Raw genomic sequence first — 20,664 nt, forward strand, 5'->3', positions numbered from 1 at the left:
GTCAGCGGGCGGAGTCGACGTCGGAGGGGCGGGCGCCGCGCTCCGCGCGCTCGCGGAATCGCGCCCGCACATCGCTCGGCACCAGCTCGAGCAGCTGGTCCTCGCGCAGCGGCAGGTCGAGCAGGCTCAGCTTCAGCCGCCCCTTGCGGCCGTGGCGGTCGGCGTCGAGTCGGATGACCTGACCCGCGTCGCGGCGCAACCGCAGGCGGATGACGCACCCGGCGCTCACGTCGGCCATGACGCGCCCGTCGATCTCGAGCGCGGCCGAGTGCGTGCCGTCGCCGATCTCGAACCGCAGCAGCTCGCGCGGGCCCAGCACCACCGAGCGGTCGATGCCCGACATGGGCGCGACCGGCGTGACGACGACGGCGGCGACGGCCGGCGACAGGATCGGCCCTCCGGCCGCGTAGTTGTAGGCGGTCGAGCCAGCCGGCGTCGAGGCGACGATCGCATCGGCCTTGTAGAAGCCGTAAGGGGTGTCGTCGAGCACGAGGTCGGCGGTGACGACGCCCTCGCCGGGGCGCCGTGCCACCGAGACGTCGTTGAACGCCAGGTAGGTGCTCTCGGAACCGGACGACGTGTGGGTCACTTCGAGGGCATGGTGCGCCTCCAGCGAGAACTGCTTCTCGCCGATCCGATCGAGGGCCTCGGGCAGGTCGCGCGGCTCGACCTCGACCAGGAACCCCACGTTGCCGTAGTTCACACCGAGCACGGGCACCGGCCGCTCGGCCACGAGACGCATCGCGCCGAGCATCGTCCCGTCGCCGCCGAGGGCCACCACCACCGATACGCGCTCGCGGAAGACGCTCTCGTCGACGAGCTCGACGCCGTCGCCGACCCGGGCCGCGTCGGCGGTCATCGCGAGCAGGTGGGCGTCGGATCGCGCCGTCCAGTCACGGAGGATCGCGACGCTGTCGATGACCGACTTGGTGGGGTGCGGGACGAGGCCGACGGTGAAGGTGCCCATGGGGCCGAGGCTAGTCGCCGGCCCTGTCAGCCCGACCCCGGAGGCCTCCCGCGGCCCGCCGCGAGGACGCTCTATGCCCCCAGCGAACAGGGGCTGATTAAGCGGTGTCCCGTGGTTACTCTCTGTGTAAACCGGTGCCACCCCCTGCGGGCACCGACTGCGTATCGGTGGCGACAACTCCACCCCGTCACCAAGGGAGCAAAGAAGATGTTCGAGAGATTCACCGACCGAGCCCGTCGCGTCGTCGTCCTCGCCCAAGAAGAGGCGAAGATGCTCAACCACAACTACATCGGTACCGAGCACATCCTGCTCGGTCTCATCCACGAGGGCGAAGGCGTCGCCGCCAAGGCCCTCGAGTCTCTGGGCATCTCGCTCGACGCCGTGCGCGAGCAGGTCCAGGACATCATCGGCCAGGGCCAGCAGCAGCCGACCGGCCACATCCCCTTCACGCCCCGGGCGAAGAAGGTCCTCGAGCTGAGCCTGCGCGAGGCGCTGCAGCTCGGCCACAACTACATCGGCACCGAGCACATCCTGCTCGGCCTCATCCGCGAGGGCGAGGGAGTCGCCGCTCAGGTGCTCGTGAAGCTCGGCGCAGACCTCAACCGGGTCCGCCAGCAGGTCATCCAGCTCCTGTCCGGCTACCAGGGCAAGGAGGCGGTGGCCGTGGGCGGAGAGGCGACCCAGGGCGCGCAGGGCGGCAGCCAGGTGCTCGACCAGTTCGGTCGCAACCTGACGCAGGCCGCGCGCGACAACAAGCTCGACCCGGTCATCGGACGCGAGAAGGAGATGGAGCGGGTCATGCAGATCCTCTCCCGCCGCTCGAAGAACAACCCCGTCCTGATCGGCGAGCCCGGCGTCGGCAAGACGGCCGTCGTCGAGGGCCTGGCCCAGGCGATCGTCAAGGGCGAGGTCCCCGAGACCCTGAAGGACAAGCAGCTCTACTCGCTCGACCTCGGCTCGCTCATCGCCGGCAGCCGCTACCGCGGCGACTTCGAGGAGCGCCTGAAGAAGGTCACCAAGGAGATCCGCACCCGCGGCGACATCATCGTCTTCATCGACGAGATCCACACGCTCGTGGGCGCCGGTGCCGCCGAGGGAGCCATCGACGCCGCGTCGATCCTCAAGCCGCTGCTCGCCCGTGGCGAGCTGCAGACGATCGGCGCGACCACGCTCGACGAGTACCGCAAGCACTTCGAGAAGGACGCCGCTCTCGAGCGCCGCTTCCAGTCGGTCCAGGTGCACGAGCCGTCGCTGCCCCACACGATCAACATCCTCAAGGGGCTGCGCGACAAGTACGAGGCGTTCCACAAGGTCTCGATCACCGACGGCGCCATCGTGTCGGCGGCGAACCTCGCCGACCGCTACGTCAGCGACCGGTTCCTGCCCGACAAGGCGATCGACCTGATCGACGAGGCCGGCGCCCGCCTGCGCCTGTCGATCCTGTCCGCCCCGCCCGAGCTGCGCGAGTTCGACGAGCGCATCGCCGGCGTCCGCGGTCAGAAGGAGGGTGCGATCGAAGACCAGGACTTCGAGAAGGCCGCCTCCCTTCGCGACGAGGAGAAGAAGCTGCTCGGCGAGCGTCTCCGTCTCGAGAAGCAGTGGCGTTCGGGCGAGGCCGGAGCCGGCGGGACCGTCGACGAGGGCATCATCGCCGAGGTGCTCGCCCAGGCGACCGGCATCCCCGTCTTCAAGCTCACCGAAGAGGAGACCTCGCGTCTCGTCTTCATGGAGAAGGCGCTCCACCAGCGCGTCATCGGTCAGGAGGAGGCCATCGCGGCCCTCTCGAAGACCATCCGCCGCACGCGCGCCGGTCTGAAGGACCCGAACCGCCCCTCCGGGTCGTTCATCTTCGCCGGTCCGACCGGCGTCGGCAAGACCGAGCTGGCCAAGGCGCTCGCCGAGTTCCTGTTCGACGACGAGGGCGCGCTCATCTCGCTCGACATGTCGGAGTACGGCGAGAAGCACACCGTCTCTCGTCTGTTCGGCGCCCCTCCCGGGTTCGTCGGCTTCGAAGAGGGCGGCCAGCTGACCGAGAAGGTCCGCCGCAAGCCGTTCTCCGTGGTGCTGTTCGACGAGATCGAGAAGGCCCACCCCGACATCTTCAACTCGCTGCTGCAGGTGCTCGAAGAGGGTCGTCTGACCGACGGTCAGGGTCGCGTCGTCGACTTCAAGAACACGGTCATCATCATGACGACCAACCTCGGGTCGAAGGGCATCGCGGGCGGACCGGTCGGCTTCCAGAGCGACAGCGACACGGCGACCGGCTACGACCGGATGCGCGCCAAGGTCAACGAGGAGCTCAAGAAGCACTTCAAGCCCGAGTTCCTCAACCGCGTGGACGACACCATCGTCTTCCCGCAGCTGAGCAAGCCCGAGCTGCTGCAGATCGTCGACCTGTTCGTGAAGCGCCTCTCGGAGCGTCTGCTCGACCGCGACATGACGACCGCGCTGACGCTGCCCGCGAAGGAGCAGCTCATCAAGATCGGCTTCGACCCGTCGCTGGGTGCTCGTCCGCTGCGTCGTGCGATCCAGCACGAGGTGGAGGACCGCCTGTCCGAGCGCATCCTCACGGGTGATCTCACCGCAGGCGACCACGTCGCGATCGACTTCGTCGACGGCGAGTTCACCTTCGAGACGTCGCGCCAGCCCGGTCGCGACGAGGTCCTGGTGGGCGACGCCCCCGAGATCGAGAGCTGATCGACGCGTCACCTGATTCACCGCGAGGGCGGTCCGGCTCCGGCCGGGCCGCCCTCCGGCGTTCCCGGGGGAGCCGACCCGCGCCTCCTCGGGAGCCGACCCGCGCCTCCTCAGGGAGCCGACCCGCGCCTCCTCGGGGCCGTCCGAGCCGAGGAGGCGCGGGTCGGCCTGAGTAGGCTGGCCCGATGACCACAGCGGACCAGTTCGGCATCACCGTCCGCGATGCCGTCGTCAGCGACGTGCCGCACATCCAGCGGCTCTGCGAGCCCTTCGTGCAGAAGCGGATCCTGCTCGGCAAGGACCTCGTCACGCTCTACGGCGACGTGCAGGAGTTCCAGATCGCCGTCGGCCCCGACGGCACCCCCATCGGCTGCGGCGCGCTGCACGTCATGTGGGACGACCTCGCCGAGGTGCGGACCCTCGCTCTCGATGCCGCCTGGATCCGTCGCGGTGTCGGCCACCGCCTCCTCGAGGCCCTCGAAGGCGCCGCGCGCCGCCTCGAGATCGGCCGCCTCTTCTGCCTCACGTTCGAGGTCGACTTCTTCGAGAAGCACGGGTACCTCAACGTCGGCGACGAGGGGCTCGTGCCGCCCGACGTGTACGGCGAGCTCGTGCGATCGACTGATGAGGGCGTGGCGGAGTTCCTCGACCTGGCGCGTGTGAAGCCGAACACGCTGGGGAACTCGCGCATGCTCAAGGCGCTGCCGCCGCTCTCGGCCTGAGGCCGCGACTGCTGGGCCGATTCTCAGCCCACACGCCGTCCGCGTGCCGGGATCGCGGGCTGACCTGCGGTTAGCTTGGGCGCATGTCGACGTTCACGAATCCGACGGGGCCGCAACCGCCTTCGGTGTACTGGCGCCGACGAGCCGTGGTGGCCCTCGGGCTGATCGCCGTGATCGTCATCATCGTGCTGATCGTCGTGCGACCCGGGTCGAGCAGCGGCGAGCCGGGCACGGCGCCGACGTCGAGTGCTCCGCCGGCCGACGAGGCCCCCGCCGACATGGCGACGGAGCCGGCGGCCGCCGAGACCGCACCCGCCGCCGACGCGACCGCCGAGCCCACCTCCGGTGCGTCGACCGCCGACGGGACGGCCTGCGACCCCGGTGACATCGCCCTCGCGGCGATCCTCGACAAGGAGTCGTACGCGCCCACCGAGCTGCCGCAGATGGCCATGTCGATCACGAACACCGGCGACTCGGACTGCGTCATCGACCTCGGGTCGAACCAGCAGCGCCTGGTCGTGTCGAGCGGCGAGGAGCAGTACTGGTCGTCGAAGGACTGCCAGGTGAACGGCACCGACCAGGACGTCACCCTCACCGCCGGTCAGACCCTCGAGACCCCGGCGATCGCCTGGGATCGCACGCGTTCGTCGCCCGACACCTGCGACAGCGAATCGCGTGACGCCGTGCCGGCCGCGGGTGCCACCTACCGCCTGTCCGTCTTCGTCGGCGACATCACGTCCGCCGACGCCGCCCCGATGATCCTGAACTGAGCCATGAGCGAATCCTCCTACCGTTCCGAGCAACTCGAGCAGGCCCTGGCCGAGCAGGACGTCGCCGGGGTGGCCTTCGCCCTGCGCCATGACGTGGTGGTGGTGCCGAAGCTGGTCGCCGAGGGGGCCGACGGCGTCGCGTTCGGCGCGACGGAGCAGGTGCGGGTGTTCGGGCGCGAGAACACGGAGAAGCGGATCCTGCTGCTGTTCTCGTCGGACGAGGCGTACGCCGCGATGGTGCCGAACGACACGAACCGTCAGGTGATGCTGTACGACGCCGCCGCGCTGCGGGCCTTCCTCGAGGTGCATCTCGACGTGCTCGAGCAGGTGTTCTTCGACATCGCGGGGCCGCACACGATGGCCGCGACGCCGGAGGACCTGCTGAAAGCGCTGCGGTAGCGGTCGCGGTCGCGGTAGCGGTAGCGGCTGTCGGCGGCTGCGGCTGTCGGGCGCTGCGGCTGCTCGCGCCATCGCGTTCGGCGGCTCGCGGCCGTTCGGGGCTCGGGCCCGGGCTCGAACCGTCTCCCTTTCGCGGGCGTCGCCGTGCGTCGGGCCGACGGGTCAGAAGGCGGCGTCGAGTTCGCGTTCGCGGGGGCTGCTGCCGATGCTGAAGGCACGGCGGAGGGCCTCGCGGAGGTGCGTGGCGTCGGAGTCGACGAGGTGCGTGAACCCGAGGCGGCGGGCTTCGGCGGTGCGCTGGGTGGCGGAGGAGGCGGGTCGGATCTCGCCGGCGAGGCTGATCTCGCCGATGGCGGCCATGGTGTGGGGGAACGACACGTCGCGGCTGGCGCTGGCGAGGGCGAGCGCGATGGCGAGGTCGGCGCCGGGTTCGGTGAGCTTGATGCCGCCGACGGTCGAGACGTAGACGTCGGCGTCGCCGAGGCGGATGCCGGCGCGGCGTTCGAGCACGGCGAGCAGCATGGCGACGCGCGACGAGTCGACGCCGTTGACGACGCGGCGGGGCTGCGGTGCCGAGCTGGCGACGATGAGCGCCTGGACCTCGACGGGCAGGGCGCGGCGGCCCTCCATGGCGACGGTGATGCAGGTGCCGCTGACGGGGGCGCCGGTGCGTGACATGAAGAGGCCGCTAGGGTCGGCGACCTCGGCGATGCCGTCGCCGGTCATCTCGAAGCAGCCGACCTCGTCGGTGGGGCCGAAGCGGTTCTTGTGGGCGCGGATGAAGCGGAGCGAGGTCTGCCGGTCGCCTTCGAACTGGCAGACGACGTCGACGAGGTGCTCGAGGAGGCGCGGGCCGGCGATCGTGCCGTCTTTCGTCACGTGCCCCACCAGCAGCACGGGCAGGTTGCGGTCTTTGCTGACGCGGATGAGGGTCGAGGCGACTTCGCGCACCTGCGAGGTGCCGCCGGCGATGCCGTCGAGGGTGGACGACGAGACCGTCTGGACGGAGTCGACGATGACGAGCTGCGGGTCGACCTGTTCGATCTGGCCGAGGATCACGGCGAGGTCGACCTCGGCGGCGAGGTAGAGGTTTGGGTGGAGGGCGTTGGTGCGTTCGGCGCGGAGCCGGACCTGCGAGGCGCTCTCTTCGGCGGTGACGTAGAGCACGCGGGCACCGGTGGCGGCGGCGCGGGAGGCGACTTCGAGCAGGAGGGTCGACTTGCCGACGCCGGGTTCGCCGCTGAGCAGGATGGCGGCGCCGGGCACGATGCCGCCGCCGAGCACGCGGTCGAACTCGTCGATGCCGCTGGGCCACGAGGCGACGCTGGTGGCTTCGACCTCGGTGATGGGCCGTGCGGCGCGGTCGGCGCCGACCTTGACGGGTGCGGTGCCGCGGGCGCTGACGAGGGTGGAGGTGACGTCGACGACGGTGCCCCAGCGCTGGCATTCACCGCAGCGGCCGACCCACTTGAGGGAGGTCCACCCGCATTCGGTGCAGCGGAAGGGTGGGGATGCGGGGCGTGCCATGCGGACAGCCTAGGTGTGGCCGCCGACAGTCACCGCGCCTCCTCGGTGGGGGTGTGGAGAGCCGCGGGAGGGCCGGTCAGGCGCGGTCGGAGGCGAGCTCGATGAGCCGGTCGGCGAGGGCGGGTTCGAAGGCGGAGGCCCAGACGCGATAGCCGAGGTCGTTGGGGTGGAACAGGTCGCCAGCCGAGTTGCGGAACGTGCGGAGGAGCCCCTGTCGGCGGGTGGTCTCGTAGAGGGGTGCGACCGTGAGCCCGAGTTCGCCGGCGATGCGGCGGATGATCTGGTTGGCCTCGGCGACCTTCTTCTCGCGGTCGGGCAGCCACATCGCGGGCAGGTCGGCGACGATGGCGTGGCTCGGCAGGGCGCTGTAGATGGCCCGGATGTTCTTCTCGAACGACTCGGCCTTGTAGTCGATGATGTCGTTGGCGCCGATGGCAACGGTGACGATGTCGGGTTCGTAGTCGGCGAACTTCGGCAGCTGGTCTTTGCGGCAGAGCCAGGTGGTCGACCCGCTGACGCTGAGATTGACCATGCGCAGTGACGAGTGGGTGGTGCGACGGATGCCGGCCGACAGGCGCCCCACGTAGCCGCGGGCCGGGCTCGAGGCGCCGATGCCCTGGGCGGCCGAGTCACCGAGGGCGACGTAGAGCAGCGCCCCCTTCTTGTCGTAGCGCGAGCGCCACCAGGCGCTGTGCACCGGCAGCTTCTCGGTCAGATCGTGGGCGGCGGCCCGCTGCTGACCGGCGAAGTGGCGGTACAGGGCGAAGACGCCACCTGCGGCGGCGAGGGTCGTGCCCACGCCCGAGAAGAAGGCCAAGGAGGTGCGCTGCGTCATGCTGGTGAACCTACGCCCGACCACTGACATCACGATCGCGATGCCTCCGTGCCCCCACCGGAGCCGAGGAGGTGCGGATCCCGATTTCGACACAGCCCCCGTCGTGTATTACACTCGCTCTCGGTACCGTGTCCGAGCGGCCGAAGGATCATGTCTCGAAAACATGTGTGGGGGTTGACTCCACCGTGGGTTCAAATCCCACCGGTACCGCCACAGGGTTGTTTGCGCATCATCCGAAATTCGTTTGCGGAACTCAGCCCGAGAAGAAAGCCCCCGAGTAGCTCGGGGGCTTTCTTCCGTTTCTGGGCCAAGAAGCGCTTCCCGGCGAGGGGTTCGGGACCTCTTGGCCTCTCCCTCTCGGCCACCAGGCGTGCGGGCGGCTTAAACGACGAAGCGACGCGCCCTTCTGGGCGCGCCGGATTGACTCGTGAGCGGTGGGGGATAGCGGAAGGCTCGGGTGTGGTGCCTTGGAACGGGCCTGGGCCTACGTTCGCGGAGGCGGATCGACGGTGGGTCCACTCGTCGGGAACGGGGACAGTTCGGGTCGGACGTAGTCGGCGCGGTAGTTGCTCATGCCCTCGGCATCACGACGGCGGGTGCGCCGTGCAGGCACCGGCGTCAGGCCCTTCGCGACGCGGCGGTCGCGGTCCTTCGGCGCTCGGTGCTTGGCGGCGAGGAAGGTGACGATCTTGCGGATGTTGGCGGCCGTCGCGAGCATGGCGAGAAGGAACTGCTGAGCGGCGAGACCGCGCAGGCGCCGTGCACTGGAGTCGGCGATGCGCTCGGGACCGGTCTTGATGAAGGCGTTGAAGCTCTCGATGCTGTTGCGGTCGCGGCGGTAGGTCTTGGACCACTCCTTGCTGCCATAAGGCAGCATCTGGTTCATCTTCTCGCCGTCCTCCGGGCGCACCGTGATCGAGGTCTGGCAGCAGACCTTATCTGTCTGCTTGGGGACGTTGGCGCGCAGCACCTGCCGGCGTTCCTTGTCAGGCGATGCACGCTTGTCGAGCTTGCGGAGCGGGCACTCGACCGTCGCACTCGGGCCGAGGGCTGGGCAGCGCATCTTCACGTTGCCGTTGGCGTCGGGACCCTCCTTCTTGTGAAGTCGGTATGCGTCACGCTCGTCGATCTGCTGGGACCACTCGACGTTGTCGATCTCCTTGTTGTTGCGCCGCACCGTTGCATCGAGGAGCCGCTTCGGTGTACCGGGGCAGAACTGACCGCCTTCGACGAGCTTGGCTCCGCCGACCTGGCCCCGCACACCGGTCTGGTTCGCGCGGTTGTAGTCGAAGACGAGGCCGACGCCGAGCTCTCTCATCGGACGGTGGAAGTCCTCCATCGTGAGACCCGCGGAGTACCCAAGGTCGGACGACAGGCGCGCGATGTCGTAGCCGCGTTCCTGGATGTTCTTCACGAGCTCGACGGTGTGGAAGCCGATGCCCTTGTTGGGCGTCGTCAGGCTCGCCCCGCGGATCAGCTGCGGTGCTTCGGTGGGGTCACCTGTCGGGTCCTCGTTGACGTCGATGATGAGGTTAGCCGTGTAGGCGAGCAGCCACCGGCTCCGTGCCTGCTTGACGCTCGCCTTGCCGTTCTCCTTGGTGTGCTTGCTGAAGACGCGTTCCTTCTCTCCCTTGTCGATCGGGTAGAGGTCAGCTTCAAGCTCCATCGCGTACTTCGGCTGTTCCTTGTCCGTGCCCGCGATGAACATGGGCTGCTCGACGCCGTTCTCCCGCGGCCAACGGTTCTTCTGGCTCGGTGCACGCAGCACTGTCTGGTCGACGGAGAGCGCGAGACGCTGACGTCGCACGGCTCGAGGCAGGTTCTGGGCCGTGGCTTCCAGCAGCGTGTTCGTGAAGGTCATGCTGCGCTCGTGTGCCCGGCGTTCGATGTTCTTGTCCCGGAGCGCGTCAAGGCTGCTCCGCTCGTCGCGGGTGAGCAGGCGGCGGGGCGCCGGCCAGGCATCCCAGAGGTCGATGATGCGGTGCATCGCCCGCCATGCCAGGAAGTACCAGTCGTTGGGCTTGTCGTTGTCGTACAGGTGAGCGATGCCGAGCTCGCGACGGGCTTCATCGTCGAGACGGTGTTCGAAGACGCGGCCCATCTCGCGCACGAAGATCATGGACTGCTCCGATAGGAGCATCATCACCACGGTCAGGATGGCCAGGTCGTCGATCTTCGGTTTGACACCGCCCGGGGCTTTCTTCTCGCGGTCCTCCGCGCGCCAGGTCGCGAGGAGCTCGATGACGCCCGATGAACGGAGGAAGGTCATCCACTCACGGGCGTCGGCGCCGCGGAACCTGGTGGTCTTGGTCGACCCGCTGACGATCCGGTCGGCTGTGTAGATGCCATTGAAGAACTCCTCGTCGTGGAACGAGGGCTTGCCGGTCACTGAGTCGCTCCCGTTGAGCGGAGAAGCGCGTGAAGCTCAACCTCGGGCATGACCTTGGCCAAGGGCGCGTAGCGAAGGAGGGACGAGACGTTCTTGAAGCCAGCCGCGTAGACGATGCTCGCCAGGGGCAAAACGTTGATCTGGTCCACGATCCAGGTGATGCGGAGGCGGCGAATAGCAGGACCGTCGTATCGGGCGCCGTAGTGCATGAGCGCGATCTCCCGGGAGGACTCCTTGCGGTGGGGGATGACCGCGTAGTCATCGTCGCCGAGTCCCTCGAAGGCGATGTCTGCGTACGAATCCCACCCGACACGGATGGGGATGCTTCGCGGCGCCTTTCCGGTCACACGGACGACCCAGCCAGCCGGAGTGCGCGTCAAGTCGCGGCCACGGACCGCGGCGATCTCGGTTGCGCCGAGGCCTGCACCACCGGCAAGCGCGAGAAGCCCGTAAGAATCCCGGCGGGCTCGGTCGGTGGACCTCGACGCGGCCCAGCTCTCGAAAGCGGGAAGCTCGGCGTGCGAGAAGGGTCGTATCTCCCGGCTCTGCTTGTTGAGGCGGTGAGGAGACGGTTCGTAACCGAGCGCTTCAGCGAGGTTCAGGAGTCTGGTCTCGGCAAGCTGCTGCGTCTTGGCACTGGGGTAGGTGCGGGCGAAGCGGTAGATCATGGACGGGTAGAAGAGGTCATCGCGGCGCAGCTCCGCACCGGCGTCGTGGAACGCCCACACGACGTACCGACTCGCGAAGGTCAGGAGGATCCTCGTGTAGAGCATGTCGTGGGGTTTGGCGTCGAGGATGCACGCGAGCGTGAAGTCCCGCACAGGCAACCACTTGGTCGGGGCGATACGGCGCGGGTGGTAGCGCAAGATCGCCTCCTGAAGCTCCAGCGTGGCGTGGTCATTAGATTGACCAAAGTGTGCTACGGCACGCTCGAGTTGGGAAGAGGGGGAGGTCGGAGGTTGTGTCTCGTCAGGGGTGGTCACGAGAGATGGACATGCGACAAGACAAGGCCATCACGCGGTCTGGTGCGCTTTCAGCGCACATCTAGACTGCGGAGGTGCCTGATCCACGTTTCGAGCCGCGCTCCTACCTACGTGAGCCAGGCCGCTTCGGTCGCGACCCCGAAGCTCAGTGGGTCTCGGCGGTGTCGTTCTCGTCAGGCCAGCTCGACCAGTGGGGTGCTGCACGCATTCAGCATCGGCTGGCGTGCAGCATCCGAGTCGAGATAGCGAGACGGTTCCGCTCGGTCGGGACGTACGCGGCTGCCTCTGGGCAGAGTCCTGAGCGGCTGGGGCGTCTGCTCAGGGGTGAGGTCGTGATGCGTCTGGAAGACGTGGCAAATGCCCGTCGCCATTTGGGCGTCTGAGGGAACCTGGCCGACGCGGGAAGTGATCGTCCTGTCCCTATACGGACGTCATGGCCGCAGCCTCGGCTCGCGCCGGGGTGGTAGCTATCACCGAAGTGAGTCCCGCCGGGGGTCGTCGTCCGCTCTGGCGACGTAGGGCAAGAGCCGGTCGAGCGCTTCGGCTGACTGCAAGCCGGCGACCTCCAGCAATAGGTCGAGGGGCGTCCCCCGCCGGAGGTGTTCCACGATCCAGGTCGCTCGCATGCGTCGGGACTGCAGCTCGACCGTGGGGCGCGGATTCCGACTGACGAAGTCAGTGACGAGATTGATGTTCCCGCCTCGCTGACCGCTCCGGAATGCCCACCGGGAGGCTGCCTTGGACGCCGTTCGGCACTGCAGGAGGGGGGCCCACTGGGCAAGAACCGGGACGTCTCTCGCATCGTCACCCGACACGCGCACCATGACGCCCCGACTATCTGAGGTGATGTCCACGAGTTCTAGATCGATGATCTCCCGCCCCGTCAGTCCTGCCCCGAGTCCGAGCGCGAGGAGTGCGCCGGCGCTGGTCGTCCGTTCCTCGTCGTGCTGGCTACCGGCCCACGACAACAACGAAGCCACCTCGCTCGGGGTGTACGGACGTGACGCCTCAGCCTTGCCCAGGGCCCGGAATGTACCCGCAGCTTCGTCGCCCAGGAGCGCCTCCGACGTGCGTCTCAACCGAGCGCGCAGGGTGTTCTTGCCGGCCCTGCTGTACTGCCCGAGGTGATGTTGCACGAAGCGGTTGATGAACCGCGGGTCGAAGACGTTGTCATCTTCGAGGGGAACGCTCGCTGTCGCCCAGGCGAATAAAGCGAGACGGGAAACGGCCGGGTAGAGCTCCTTCTCGGAGTACGGCGTTCTGTGGGCTGTGTCTCGGACGACGCGCTGCACGTAGGGGCGGATGGCGGCCCACTGATCAGCAGGCATCTTCGGCGTGTACTGGTAATGAGCCGCAGCCGGCACCTCAGGCTCCCTCTCGGCCATGCGCCTCACCGCGTCGAGCTGCCGTTCGCGGCGTTCGTCAGCTTCATCGCTCACCAGCGCTCATCTCCAAGCTCGAAGGTGGTCATTACAATGACCAATTTGTGATACGTTCGACGGGGCGGCCGTGCGTGCGAGCTGGCGCGCCTAGCCTTGCGGCATGGGTAGAACTGCGCGCGCGAAACCAGCCGCGTTGGCCCCGTCCCCGTGGCCAGACGTTCGCTCGAACGACCCGATCGGGGAAGTGGCTCGCAGATTCGCGCAGAACCTTCGTCAGGCCGTCGGCAGTCGCAGCATCCGGTCGGTAGCCGAAGCTTCAGGTGTCACCCATACGACCCTGCTGAGCGTCCTTGCGGGCCAGGTGTGGCCGGACCTCGAAACGATCGCGAAGCTCGAGCGGGGGCTCGGCGTATCCCTCTGGCCGCGCCACAGCTGATCGTTCCAACGTGGCGGTCTCGGTCATGTCGATTCATCAGGCCTTTGCCCGCCCCCGGGGGCTGTCTGCGGCGAGGCTCTGTCGGGAACGTCCACCATGGTCACCTCGTCGGCCCTGGGGATTGGTGCGAACCGTTGCTGGTCGGCAGTGGGAAGTTCGTCGAGCCAGACTGCTCCTCGCTCTACCAGCCGGGCTCGAAGTGACGTTCCGGTGATGTTCTCTGCGGCGTCAGTGACCGGAGTTGCCTCGAGTTGGAACTCGCCGAGCCTGAGGCACAGCTCGAGATAGGTCAGATAGGTCTGTCGCACATGGGCCAAGAGCTCGTCGGGGGCATCTTCGGTACTCGTCTCGCGGAGCACGTCCGACGTCGGTGCCCAGCTGATCGACGCCTCGTGCTCATCTGTGGCTGCTGTGAGGCCCGAGAGTGGGCCGGCAGGATGAGCTCTCCATGTGACGCTGCTGCTTGGCCGGGCTAGGAGCGAGTCGCTCAGGTCCAGGACTAGCCCTTGAATGGTGATGATGCCGAAGGCCTTGCGCTGCCCCGAGGTCGGCTTCGCTTGTTTGCTTGCATTCATGGTCATTACTATTACCACCATCCATGCGAAGGGTCCAGGATCACGAAAAGTTAGAAGGTGGCGGGGTGGCCGAGGGCGAGCAGGCTGGAGGGCAACACGCGATTGTCGGATTAGGCGCGAGCCCGCCGCGCGTGGTCGTGTGGGGGGCGGATGTCTCGCGCGAGGCTCCAGGCTGGCGACTTGTTGGAGTCGATCTGGGAATGAGGGACGGGAGGCCCTTCGGGTCTCTCCACTTCGAGGCGGTTGACGGATCGCGCCGCGCTCGGGTCGCTGTCCGGTGGGACCACGTGTACGACCAGTTGCAGTGCTTCGTCACGGATCGGAGCTTTGCGGCGGAGGGTGAGCGCCTCGAGCGAGATGCTCGGCACCGTGTCGGCACGCTGATGGCCGCGTACGCGCAGATCGGGCTTGCAATCGTCGCTGGAACTGTCGCAGAAGGCTCACTGAGGGCCGCTTCGAACCTCGTGCCGATCGGTCCGAGGCATCCCGATTGATTGCCACTCGGGGGGTGGCGCGGTGAGCCCAGAACCCTTCGCAGAGCATCGGCCCAAGGTGATCACTCCTCGTAGTCGACTGCGCCTTCGATGACGAGAAACAGCATGAATAGCTGTTCTGCGAGCACTGCCAGGTCATAGGCGACGTCTTCCACCTGTGCCACGGTCAATGGGCGGTCCACCGTCCCTTTGGCCCTGACCCGGCTCGCCGAAGCTGGTCCTTTACCCGGTGTGGTCCACGCCCCGTGCGGCAGGTGGTTCCGGCTCTCCATCGCAACCCTCGAGTCGGCGGACAATCGCGTGAACATGTCGCGGACCTGCCCCTCGAAGCGGTGCAGCTTCACGAGCTTTGCGCCCAACTCGAGCAGGCCGCTGAAGGAGGCTCCCCGAGTCACCACAATTCCTATTTCGTTTGTCTCGCGGTCATCGTCGCTGACGAGGGCCATGACTGTGAACGCCAGCGTGCGCTCCAATCGAGCAGACCAGTACGCGACCTCGCCCATCGCGACCAGGTGCTCTCGATCGAGGCTGGTGGCGCGTACTCGGGCACGGTGTTCGGGAGAGGGGCGCTCGATCATGCATCAGCTCCGAGGGAGGCGGGCACCGATGCTAACGGGGTGACCGTCAACGGCTTGACTGGCGATAGGTGCCCAGGAGCCGACCGGGTGGCCAGGTTTCTTCCTGGCCCGCCCTCGCTTTTCTGCATCGGCTGGGCCGACCCTCCAAGACCTGCCTGGGCGTCATGCGGGGCTGTGAGGTAGGGAGCGACGATCGGCGAACAGGCGCATTCGAGGAGGGGCGACGAGGTCATTTCGGCAGTGTCACATAGGGGCCCGTCACCGGAATCTGTTTCGGACCACCTATCTGCGACAGTCGGATCAGTGCAGCTCTGAGGAAATGGTCGAGGTTGGCGATCGTCCGGTTGACGATCGTCTAACGGGCGGCTTGTTCGGGAGGTGCTCAGGTGTCTAGCCGAGCCAACGCGACCGTGGATCCCTGCAAGCGGATTTCTACACTCGTGATCTTCAGGCTGGGAATAGCCGTCGACGCAGACAGATCTGCGGCACGCGAGCCAGCTGCGTCCCACGTCGCGACGGTAAGCGTGGTGTTGTCCGTTTGTGTGACCACGAGCTCGTATCGGGAGTTGTCTGGCGCATCCGCGCCGTAGTCGCAGTTCCAATCGAGCCTCGTGCCCCAAGATTTCTCCTCGATCTGCAGACCGGCAGTAAGGGTGGTGGAGTCAGTTCCGGGGTCCATGGGCTGGAACGTCATTTGGGCCGTCGCTGGGCCGACGTCGTTTCTTGCGCCCACGGCGAGCCCCCCGAAGACGGCGGCAGCAACAGCAGCGGCAACTGCGAGAGCCATGACTCCTCGGCGGCGGCGTTGACTCTTGCGGAAGCGGTGGGCCATCAGCGACAACGTTTCTGATGGCGCCTGAGTTTCATCCATACCCAGAGGTGAATGGATGGCAAGGGCCTCTTCCGGCGAGATTCGGCTCAGGATGCCTGGGAGACCCGCAAGTTCCGTCACCGCTTCACGGCAGTTGGCGCAGGTACTGAGGTGCTGCTCGTATTCGCGACGTTCATCGGTGGGGAGCGCTCCGAGGACGTAGGACGCGTCCCAGTCTTGGTAACGGTCCTCGTTAGCTTGAAGATCGGGATGCTCAGTCATCGTGTGACGCCCCTTTCTTGGAGGGCTAGCCTCAGCCCGCGTAACCCATAGTGGAGCCGCGATTTCGCGGTTCCTTCTGGGATGCCAAGCCGTCTCGAAATTTCAGGAATGCTCTGACCAGCGAAGTACGCATCGATGACGATCTGACGGTGGTGGTCGGAGAGCGACGCCAGCGCGTCCGCAACGATGATGCTGTCCAGGACGGCATCAGTGCGATCGAGAGCAGTGCCTTCTACCTCGCCAAGGGCTGCCACTTCTCGTCGACTCCGGGCAGATCGTGCGTCGTCGATGACGAGGCGCCGAGCGACCGTGAACAGCCACGCTTGAGCCGCATCCTTGTCGAGCTCCAGCACCTTAGGACGCTGCCATGCTCTCAGCATCGTCTCTTGAACGATGTCCTCGGTCAGCGCCGCGTTCCGAGTGAGGCTGTGTGTGTAACGGCGAAGCGCCCCGCCGTGGCACTCGAACAATGTCGACAAAAGCTCGTCACTGGCTCGGGCCATGACCTTCACCGCCTCGCGCCAGTGAAGTCCGGCTAGTGCCTGATCCAGGACCGCCTCTTGTCGTGCCTGTATCGAGCGCACCGAGGAACGCCGATGCGCACCAGTGATCGAACCTCATGCCATCGACCAGGCCAGGACATGGGTTCACCGTCTGAGCGGAAGCAGTCGACGTATTCGCACCCACTGTCTCTGCCTTGATGTCGATGAGCACTGCCTTGTGGCTCCTTTGCTCGGGTGGGGTTGTGGAGCTGCGAGGGCCTGCAACCCGGAGAGTTCTGTCCGGCAGGCAGGCGTGCGATCAGGAGGCTGGGGTTGCTGCGCCCTCAGTGGCTGCTTCCATGTTGATCGTGCCGTCCGGCTGGAGGACGTACCAGGCATCCTTCACGCCCTGTCCGTTGACCTGTCCAGGTTCGGTGTCCTTCGCGAACCGGTACACCGGCCAGCCGTCGACGGTCAGCTGGGTTGTCCCGTCCGTGCGGGTGAGGGAACCGATCTTGCCCGTGATGCCTTCTGGGGAGGACGTGTCGGAGGCTTCAACTGCCGGCCAGGTCGTGGCGCATTCGTCGTAGCAGTTGCTGGTGCCCGAGTCCTGCTTGTCCATCTTGAACGTGTAGATCGTGTACCCGGCGTCGTCGGTGATGATCTCGCCCAGGGGAGACGTTGCGGTGCCGAGGACTGCCGCTGCCGCGGTGGTCTCGGCGGGGGCCGGCTCGGTGGAGTCGGTCGTCGTGGATGATTCGGCAGATGTGGTGCACCCGGAGAGAGCGGCCGCCGCCAAAACGGCCGTCGTGAGGGTGATGGTCATTCGCTTGTGCATGATTCCTCCTGCTGGTACGCCGGCCCAGGTAGCCCGCTTACTACGAACACGATGCAGCTCATCCAGAAGTTCATCCGTGGCCGAAAAAGATTGGCGGTCGCAGGCAGCCGTCCTCACTCCCGGCGAAACGGGTGGCAGACGCGAGTGGCAACCCTGCACCGAGGGCACCGCTGTCACACATCATCACTCTGGGCCACTGTTCGCAGCTGCGGCGTCACGCCCTGCTGGACGACGTGACTATCCATGTTCACGACGTGATCTGGTCTCGAAACATCCCCCGGGACCGGATTACGGCGATCTCAGACGTCGGCCAGGTCGAGTACAAGGACGCCCGCGGCTACAGCAGCATGGGCGCCTTGGTCAACTTCCACGGCTCATTGGGCTTGACGGTCGCCAGTGTCGCCGGGCTGGTCCTGTCAGCCGAGCGTGATGGCGACGAGGCCACCGATGCCGACCGCGTAGAGCACGAGCACGACGAACGAGTCCACGCCCATGCCCGCGATGCGTCGTCGCGGCCGAAAGAGCAGGCCGACGGCGTAGACGAGCGTGAGGAGCGCGGCGAGGGCGGTCAGGTAGACGTCGCTGGTGTTCGACTGGGGCAGGATCGCCTGCCCGGAGATGACCGTGGCGACGAGGAAGAGCACGGGCAGGAAGGCGTTGCCGCCGAAGATATCGCTCATGGCCAGGTTGTCGTCGCCCTGCTTGACGGCCTGCAACCCGGTCGAGATCTCGGGCAGGCTCGTCGCCAGGGCCAGGACTGTCGCGCCGAACAGCACACCCGACAAGCCGATCTGCGACGCGGCCGCGTCGCCCGCGCGTTCGAGCACGACGCCGGCGACGAGCGTGGCGAGGGCCGACAGGCCGAAGACGACCGCGGCCTTCTTCGTGCTCATGGTCGTCGGCGACGGGTTCGAGCGCGTCCGGTGTCCGCGCGGTCGCGGCGTCGACGTGTCAGGTGCCGCTCCGGCCTCGTGCCACGGCAGGCCCTTGCCGGCACGCCGGACGAGGAACAGGCCCACGAGCCAGATGACGGCGATGAGGACGACGTCCGGCGTCAGGCGCGCCACTGTGAGCGAGGACGGCAGCTGGGTTCCGGCGATGACGACGGCGAGGACCGCCACCACGACCAGTGCCTCGAGCAGCAGCCCTAGGGAGGCCGCGCGATAGGTGAGGGGGTGGACACCCTTGCCGCGTTTCCCGAGGGCGTCCAGGACGACGAGGACGACCGTCTGAAGGGCGATGCCGCCGAGGATGTTGCCCGCGGCCACCTCGAGCGAGCCCGAGAGGGCGGCGCTGACCGTGATGGCGATCTCGGGCAGGTTGGTCGCCACCGCGAGGACGATGAGTCCGCCGAGCGCGCTACCGAGGTGGAGTCGGGAGTCGAGGACGTCGGTCGTTTTCGACAGCTGGATGCCGGCGACCCAGATGACGGCGGCGCCGGCGACGAAGATGGCGGCTAACAGCCAGAGGGGAAGGGTGTCCATGCGTGCTATGCAACTCCTCGGGGTGCGCCTCTCGACGCGGGGCGATCGTCGAGACGGATGCCGGCGGCCCCCGGCCGGTCCAGGCGCCTTGCACTCGTCGGCAGCCGCCGCGGGCTGGGAATCGATCAACCGCCTCATCGACCCCAGGCCGATCGCGAATCCCTGGCTGCTGGTCGCCGCTGGGCTCATCGGCTTTGCAGACAACGAACTCGTCGCGATCTACCGCATCCGCGTCGGGCGACGGATCGGATCGGCAGCCCTTGTCGCTGACGGGGTCCACGCCCGCCTGGACGGCTTCACGTCCCTGTCTGTCGTGCTGGGCGCCATCGGGGTCCTCGCCGGGTTCCCGCTCGCGGACCCCATCATCGGCCTGCTCATCGCAGCCTCGATCATGGTCCTGCCCTGGGGGACGGTGAAATCCATCGGCCGACGGCTGATGGACGGCATCGACCCCGACCTCCACAAGCGAGCCGAACACGCCCTGGAACACGCCCTGGGCGTGCGGGGCGTCCACGATCTTTATCTCCGGTGGATCGGGCACCGTCTCACCGGCTCCGCAACCATCGAGGTCGACGCCGAAGACCTCCTGACGGCGTCCCAGACCGCCGACCAGGCCGAGGCGCATCTGCGCGCCGCGCTCGGCAACCTCGACGCGTTCACCGTTACACCGATACCACCGGTGCCGGCTCAGAGGCTCTCATCAGCCGTACGCGGCACGATACCTCCGGGGGGTATCTTTTTTTCGATTCTGATCCTGGAAGAACGACCATGAACCGCACCGCCACCATCTTCATCAGCGCAACTGCGACCATTGCTGCCCTCGCCCTCGCGGGGTGCGCCGAGGCGTCGTCGTCCGCAGGCGACACGTCGTCCGCGTCGTCGTCCCAGGCTGCTGCCTTCAACGATCAAGACGTCATGTTCGCCCAGATGATGCTCCCGCACCACACCCAGGCCGTCGAGATGAGCGACATGCTCCTCGCGAAAGACGGTATCGACGGGGACGTGATCACCCTTGCCGAGACGATCAAGGCCGAGCAGGCCCCGGAGATTGATCAGCTCACGACATGGCTCAAGGCTTGGGGGCAGGACACTGAGGCGTCCATGGATCACTCCATGGACGGCATGATGAGCGACTCCGACATGGACGCCCTCGAGAATGCTGACGGAACCGACGCGGCGCGGCTGTTCCTGGAACAGATGACGACACACCACGAGGGGGCTGTCGAGATGGCGCAGACCGAGATCGAGGGTGGGCAGAACCCTGACGCGGTCCAGCTGGCGACAGCGATCGTCTCCTCTCAGACTGACCAGATCGACACGATGGAAGACCTCCTCGCGGTAATCAAGTAGCCGTCCTCGTCGCAGGCCAGCGTGCCCCAAGACGGTCACCAGAATCTCGGTCTTGGTAATGCAGTCCCGGGATGGCTCGGGGAGCCACAAGCAGCGGAATTTTGGTCGCCACCTGGGGTGGCAGCGATACCGGTCGCCGGCCTCGTGGTCGACGTCGCTCCCGCAGTCCTGCTGGTGAGGATGTGACCCGTGCTGAAAACGTCCGCCTAGCAATCGGTCACCGGTTGAGGCAGCCCCAGGCATCATGAGGGGCATGAGAGCGGGGACAGCGACCTACGGGAAGACCCTCGCTGGTGTCTTGGCTGTTCTCAGCGATGTCGATCCGTATGGTCTCGAGCCTGGTCAGCCGGACGGTGCTCCGTCAGATGAGTGCGAGATGGAGGCGGTCGACCTGGTTCGCATTCTCCTCAGGGCCGATGCCGTCACGATCCTTGATGTCGAGGCGGTGTGGATGCGCTGGTTCTCGGAGTCGCTCGTCCTTCGACTCGGACCGCCCCGAATGGCGCAACTGGTTGATCGCTTGAACGCACTCGTGGACGGTGCCCGATAGAGGATCGCCCACTGGATCACGTGCTGTGGGGCGAGTGCACTCGGAGCGGACGCCGTCTTGGTCGTTCCGCGTCGTCGGTGAGCGTGGGCGGAAATGGTCCTCGACGTCGTAGC

General features: G+C 67.0%; 19 protein-coding genes and 1 tRNA gene. 8 read left to right on the forward strand and 12 right to left on the reverse strand.

Annotation, left to right across the window (positions count from 1 at the left end):
- Position 1: 1 nt before the first annotated feature.
- Positions 2-967, reverse strand: coding sequence for an NAD(+)/NADH kinase (locus tag ASF89_RS01610; RefSeq protein ID WP_055811447.1), 966 nt, complete (start codon positions 965-967; stop codon positions 2-4).
- A 207-nt stretch (positions 968-1,174) separates the two neighbouring features.
- Here ASF89_RS01610 and ASF89_RS01615 point away from each other — a divergent pair, with 207 nt between their 5' ends.
- The 4 genes from ASF89_RS01615 (at position 1,175) to ASF89_RS01630 (ending at position 5,555) form a co-directional block, all read left to right on the forward strand.
- The gene (locus tag ASF89_RS01615) at positions 1,175-3,664 is read left to right on the forward strand and encodes an ATP-dependent Clp protease ATP-binding subunit (protein WP_055799316.1); all 2,490 of its coding nucleotides are present in this window, start codon (positions 1,175-1,177) and stop codon (positions 3,662-3,664) included.
- 185 nt (positions 3,665-3,849) lie between these two features.
- Positions 3,850-4,386, forward strand: a complete 537-nt coding sequence (locus ASF89_RS01620) for an amino-acid N-acetyltransferase (protein ID WP_055799321.1) — start codon at positions 3,850-3,852, stop codon at positions 4,384-4,386.
- 83 nt (positions 4,387-4,469) lie between these two features.
- Positions 4,470-5,156: a hypothetical protein gene (locus tag ASF89_RS01625; RefSeq protein ID WP_055811452.1), complete on the forward strand. Its 687-nt coding sequence runs from the start codon at positions 4,470-4,472 to the stop codon at positions 5,154-5,156.
- 3 nt (positions 5,157-5,159) lie between these two features.
- On the forward strand, positions 5,160-5,555 hold the full coding sequence (locus ASF89_RS01630) for an SseB family protein (RefSeq protein WP_055799327.1): 396 nt from the start codon (positions 5,160-5,162) through the stop codon (positions 5,553-5,555).
- 162 nt (positions 5,556-5,717) lie between these two features.
- Here the strand turns inward: ASF89_RS01630 and radA are convergent, their stop codons facing one another.
- Positions 5,718-7,082: a DNA repair protein RadA gene (gene radA, locus ASF89_RS01635; RefSeq protein WP_055811455.1), complete on the reverse strand. Its 1,365-nt coding sequence runs from the start codon at positions 7,080-7,082 to the stop codon at positions 5,718-5,720.
- 76 nt (positions 7,083-7,158) lie between these two features.
- A complete protein-coding gene (locus ASF89_RS01640; protein ID WP_082489705.1) occupies positions 7,159-7,917 on the reverse strand; it encodes an SGNH/GDSL hydrolase family protein in 759 nt (252 codons plus the stop codon).
- Between the two features lie 122 nt (positions 7,918-8,039).
- Here ASF89_RS01640 and ASF89_RS01645 point away from each other — a divergent pair.
- Positions 8,040-8,130 (forward strand) — tRNA-Ser (locus tag ASF89_RS01645).
- A 271-nt stretch (positions 8,131-8,401) separates the two neighbouring features.
- Here ASF89_RS01645 and ASF89_RS01650 read toward each other — a convergent pair.
- From ASF89_RS01650 to ASF89_RS01660, 3 genes are all read right to left on the reverse strand, one after another.
- A complete protein-coding gene (locus ASF89_RS01650) occupies positions 8,402-10,306 on the reverse strand; it encodes a hypothetical protein (RefSeq protein ID WP_055811457.1) in 1,905 nt (634 codons plus the stop codon).
- A complete protein-coding gene (locus tag ASF89_RS01655) occupies positions 10,303-11,289 on the reverse strand; it encodes a hypothetical protein (RefSeq protein ID WP_133739127.1) in 987 nt (328 codons plus the stop codon). The genes ASF89_RS01650 and ASF89_RS01655 overlap by 4 nt, the downstream gene beginning before the upstream one ends.
- 470 nt (positions 11,290-11,759) lie before the next feature.
- Positions 11,760-12,728, reverse strand: a complete 969-nt coding sequence (locus tag ASF89_RS01660; RefSeq protein WP_055811461.1) for a hypothetical protein — start codon at positions 12,726-12,728, stop codon at positions 11,760-11,762.
- A gap of 103 nt (positions 12,729-12,831) precedes the next feature.
- Between ASF89_RS01660 and ASF89_RS16270 the strand changes: the two genes are divergently transcribed.
- Positions 12,832-13,107, forward strand: coding sequence for a helix-turn-helix transcriptional regulator (locus ASF89_RS16270; RefSeq protein WP_082486596.1), 276 nt, complete (start codon positions 12,832-12,834; stop codon positions 13,105-13,107).
- A gap of 23 nt (positions 13,108-13,130) precedes the next feature.
- Here the strand turns inward: ASF89_RS16270 and ASF89_RS15580 are convergent, their stop codons facing one another.
- From ASF89_RS15580 to ASF89_RS01700, 6 genes are all read right to left on the reverse strand, one after another.
- Positions 13,131-13,703 (reverse strand): hypothetical protein, encoded by a 573-nt coding sequence (locus ASF89_RS15580; RefSeq protein ID WP_133739128.1) that lies wholly within the window; start codon positions 13,701-13,703, stop codon positions 13,131-13,133.
- Positions 13,704-14,238: 535 nt separating this feature from the next.
- Positions 14,239-14,754, reverse strand: a complete 516-nt coding sequence (locus tag ASF89_RS01680) for a hypothetical protein (protein WP_156463291.1) — start codon at positions 14,752-14,754, stop codon at positions 14,239-14,241.
- A gap of 382 nt (positions 14,755-15,136) precedes the next feature.
- On the reverse strand, positions 15,137-15,847 hold the full coding sequence (locus ASF89_RS15265; protein ID WP_082452595.1) for a zf-HC2 domain-containing protein: 711 nt from the start codon (positions 15,845-15,847) through the stop codon (positions 15,137-15,139).
- Positions 15,844-16,350 (reverse strand): sigma-70 family RNA polymerase sigma factor, encoded by a 507-nt coding sequence (locus ASF89_RS01690; RefSeq protein ID WP_055801561.1) that lies wholly within the window; start codon positions 16,348-16,350, stop codon positions 15,844-15,846. The genes ASF89_RS15265 and ASF89_RS01690 overlap by 4 nt, the downstream gene beginning before the upstream one ends.
- A gap of 298 nt (positions 16,351-16,648) precedes the next feature.
- The gene (locus ASF89_RS01695) at positions 16,649-17,155 is read right to left on the reverse strand and encodes a hypothetical protein (protein ID WP_056228979.1); all 507 of its coding nucleotides are present in this window, start codon (positions 17,153-17,155) and stop codon (positions 16,649-16,651) included.
- A 428-nt stretch (positions 17,156-17,583) separates the two neighbouring features.
- Positions 17,584-18,651: a sodium:calcium antiporter gene (locus tag ASF89_RS01700; RefSeq protein WP_055801336.1), complete on the reverse strand. Its 1,068-nt coding sequence runs from the start codon at positions 18,649-18,651 to the stop codon at positions 17,584-17,586.
- A gap of 7 nt (positions 18,652-18,658) precedes the next feature.
- Here ASF89_RS01700 and ASF89_RS01705 point away from each other — a divergent pair, with 7 nt between their 5' ends.
- Together ASF89_RS01705 and ASF89_RS01710 are read left to right on the forward strand one after the other, a co-directional pair.
- Positions 18,659-19,423 (forward strand): cation diffusion facilitator family transporter, encoded by a 765-nt coding sequence (locus ASF89_RS01705; RefSeq protein ID WP_369814011.1) that lies wholly within the window; start codon positions 18,659-18,661, stop codon positions 19,421-19,423.
- Complete coding sequence (locus ASF89_RS01710; RefSeq protein WP_055801328.1) at positions 19,420-20,001, forward strand: DUF305 domain-containing protein; 582 nt, start codon at positions 19,420-19,422, stop codon at positions 19,999-20,001. The genes ASF89_RS01705 and ASF89_RS01710 overlap by 4 nt, the downstream gene beginning before the upstream one ends.
- Positions 20,002-20,664: the final 663 nt, after the last annotated feature.

The organism is Frigoribacterium sp. Leaf172, assembly GCF_001424285.1.
Classification (GTDB): Bacteria; Actinomycetota; Actinomycetes; order Actinomycetales; family Microbacteriaceae; genus Frigoribacterium.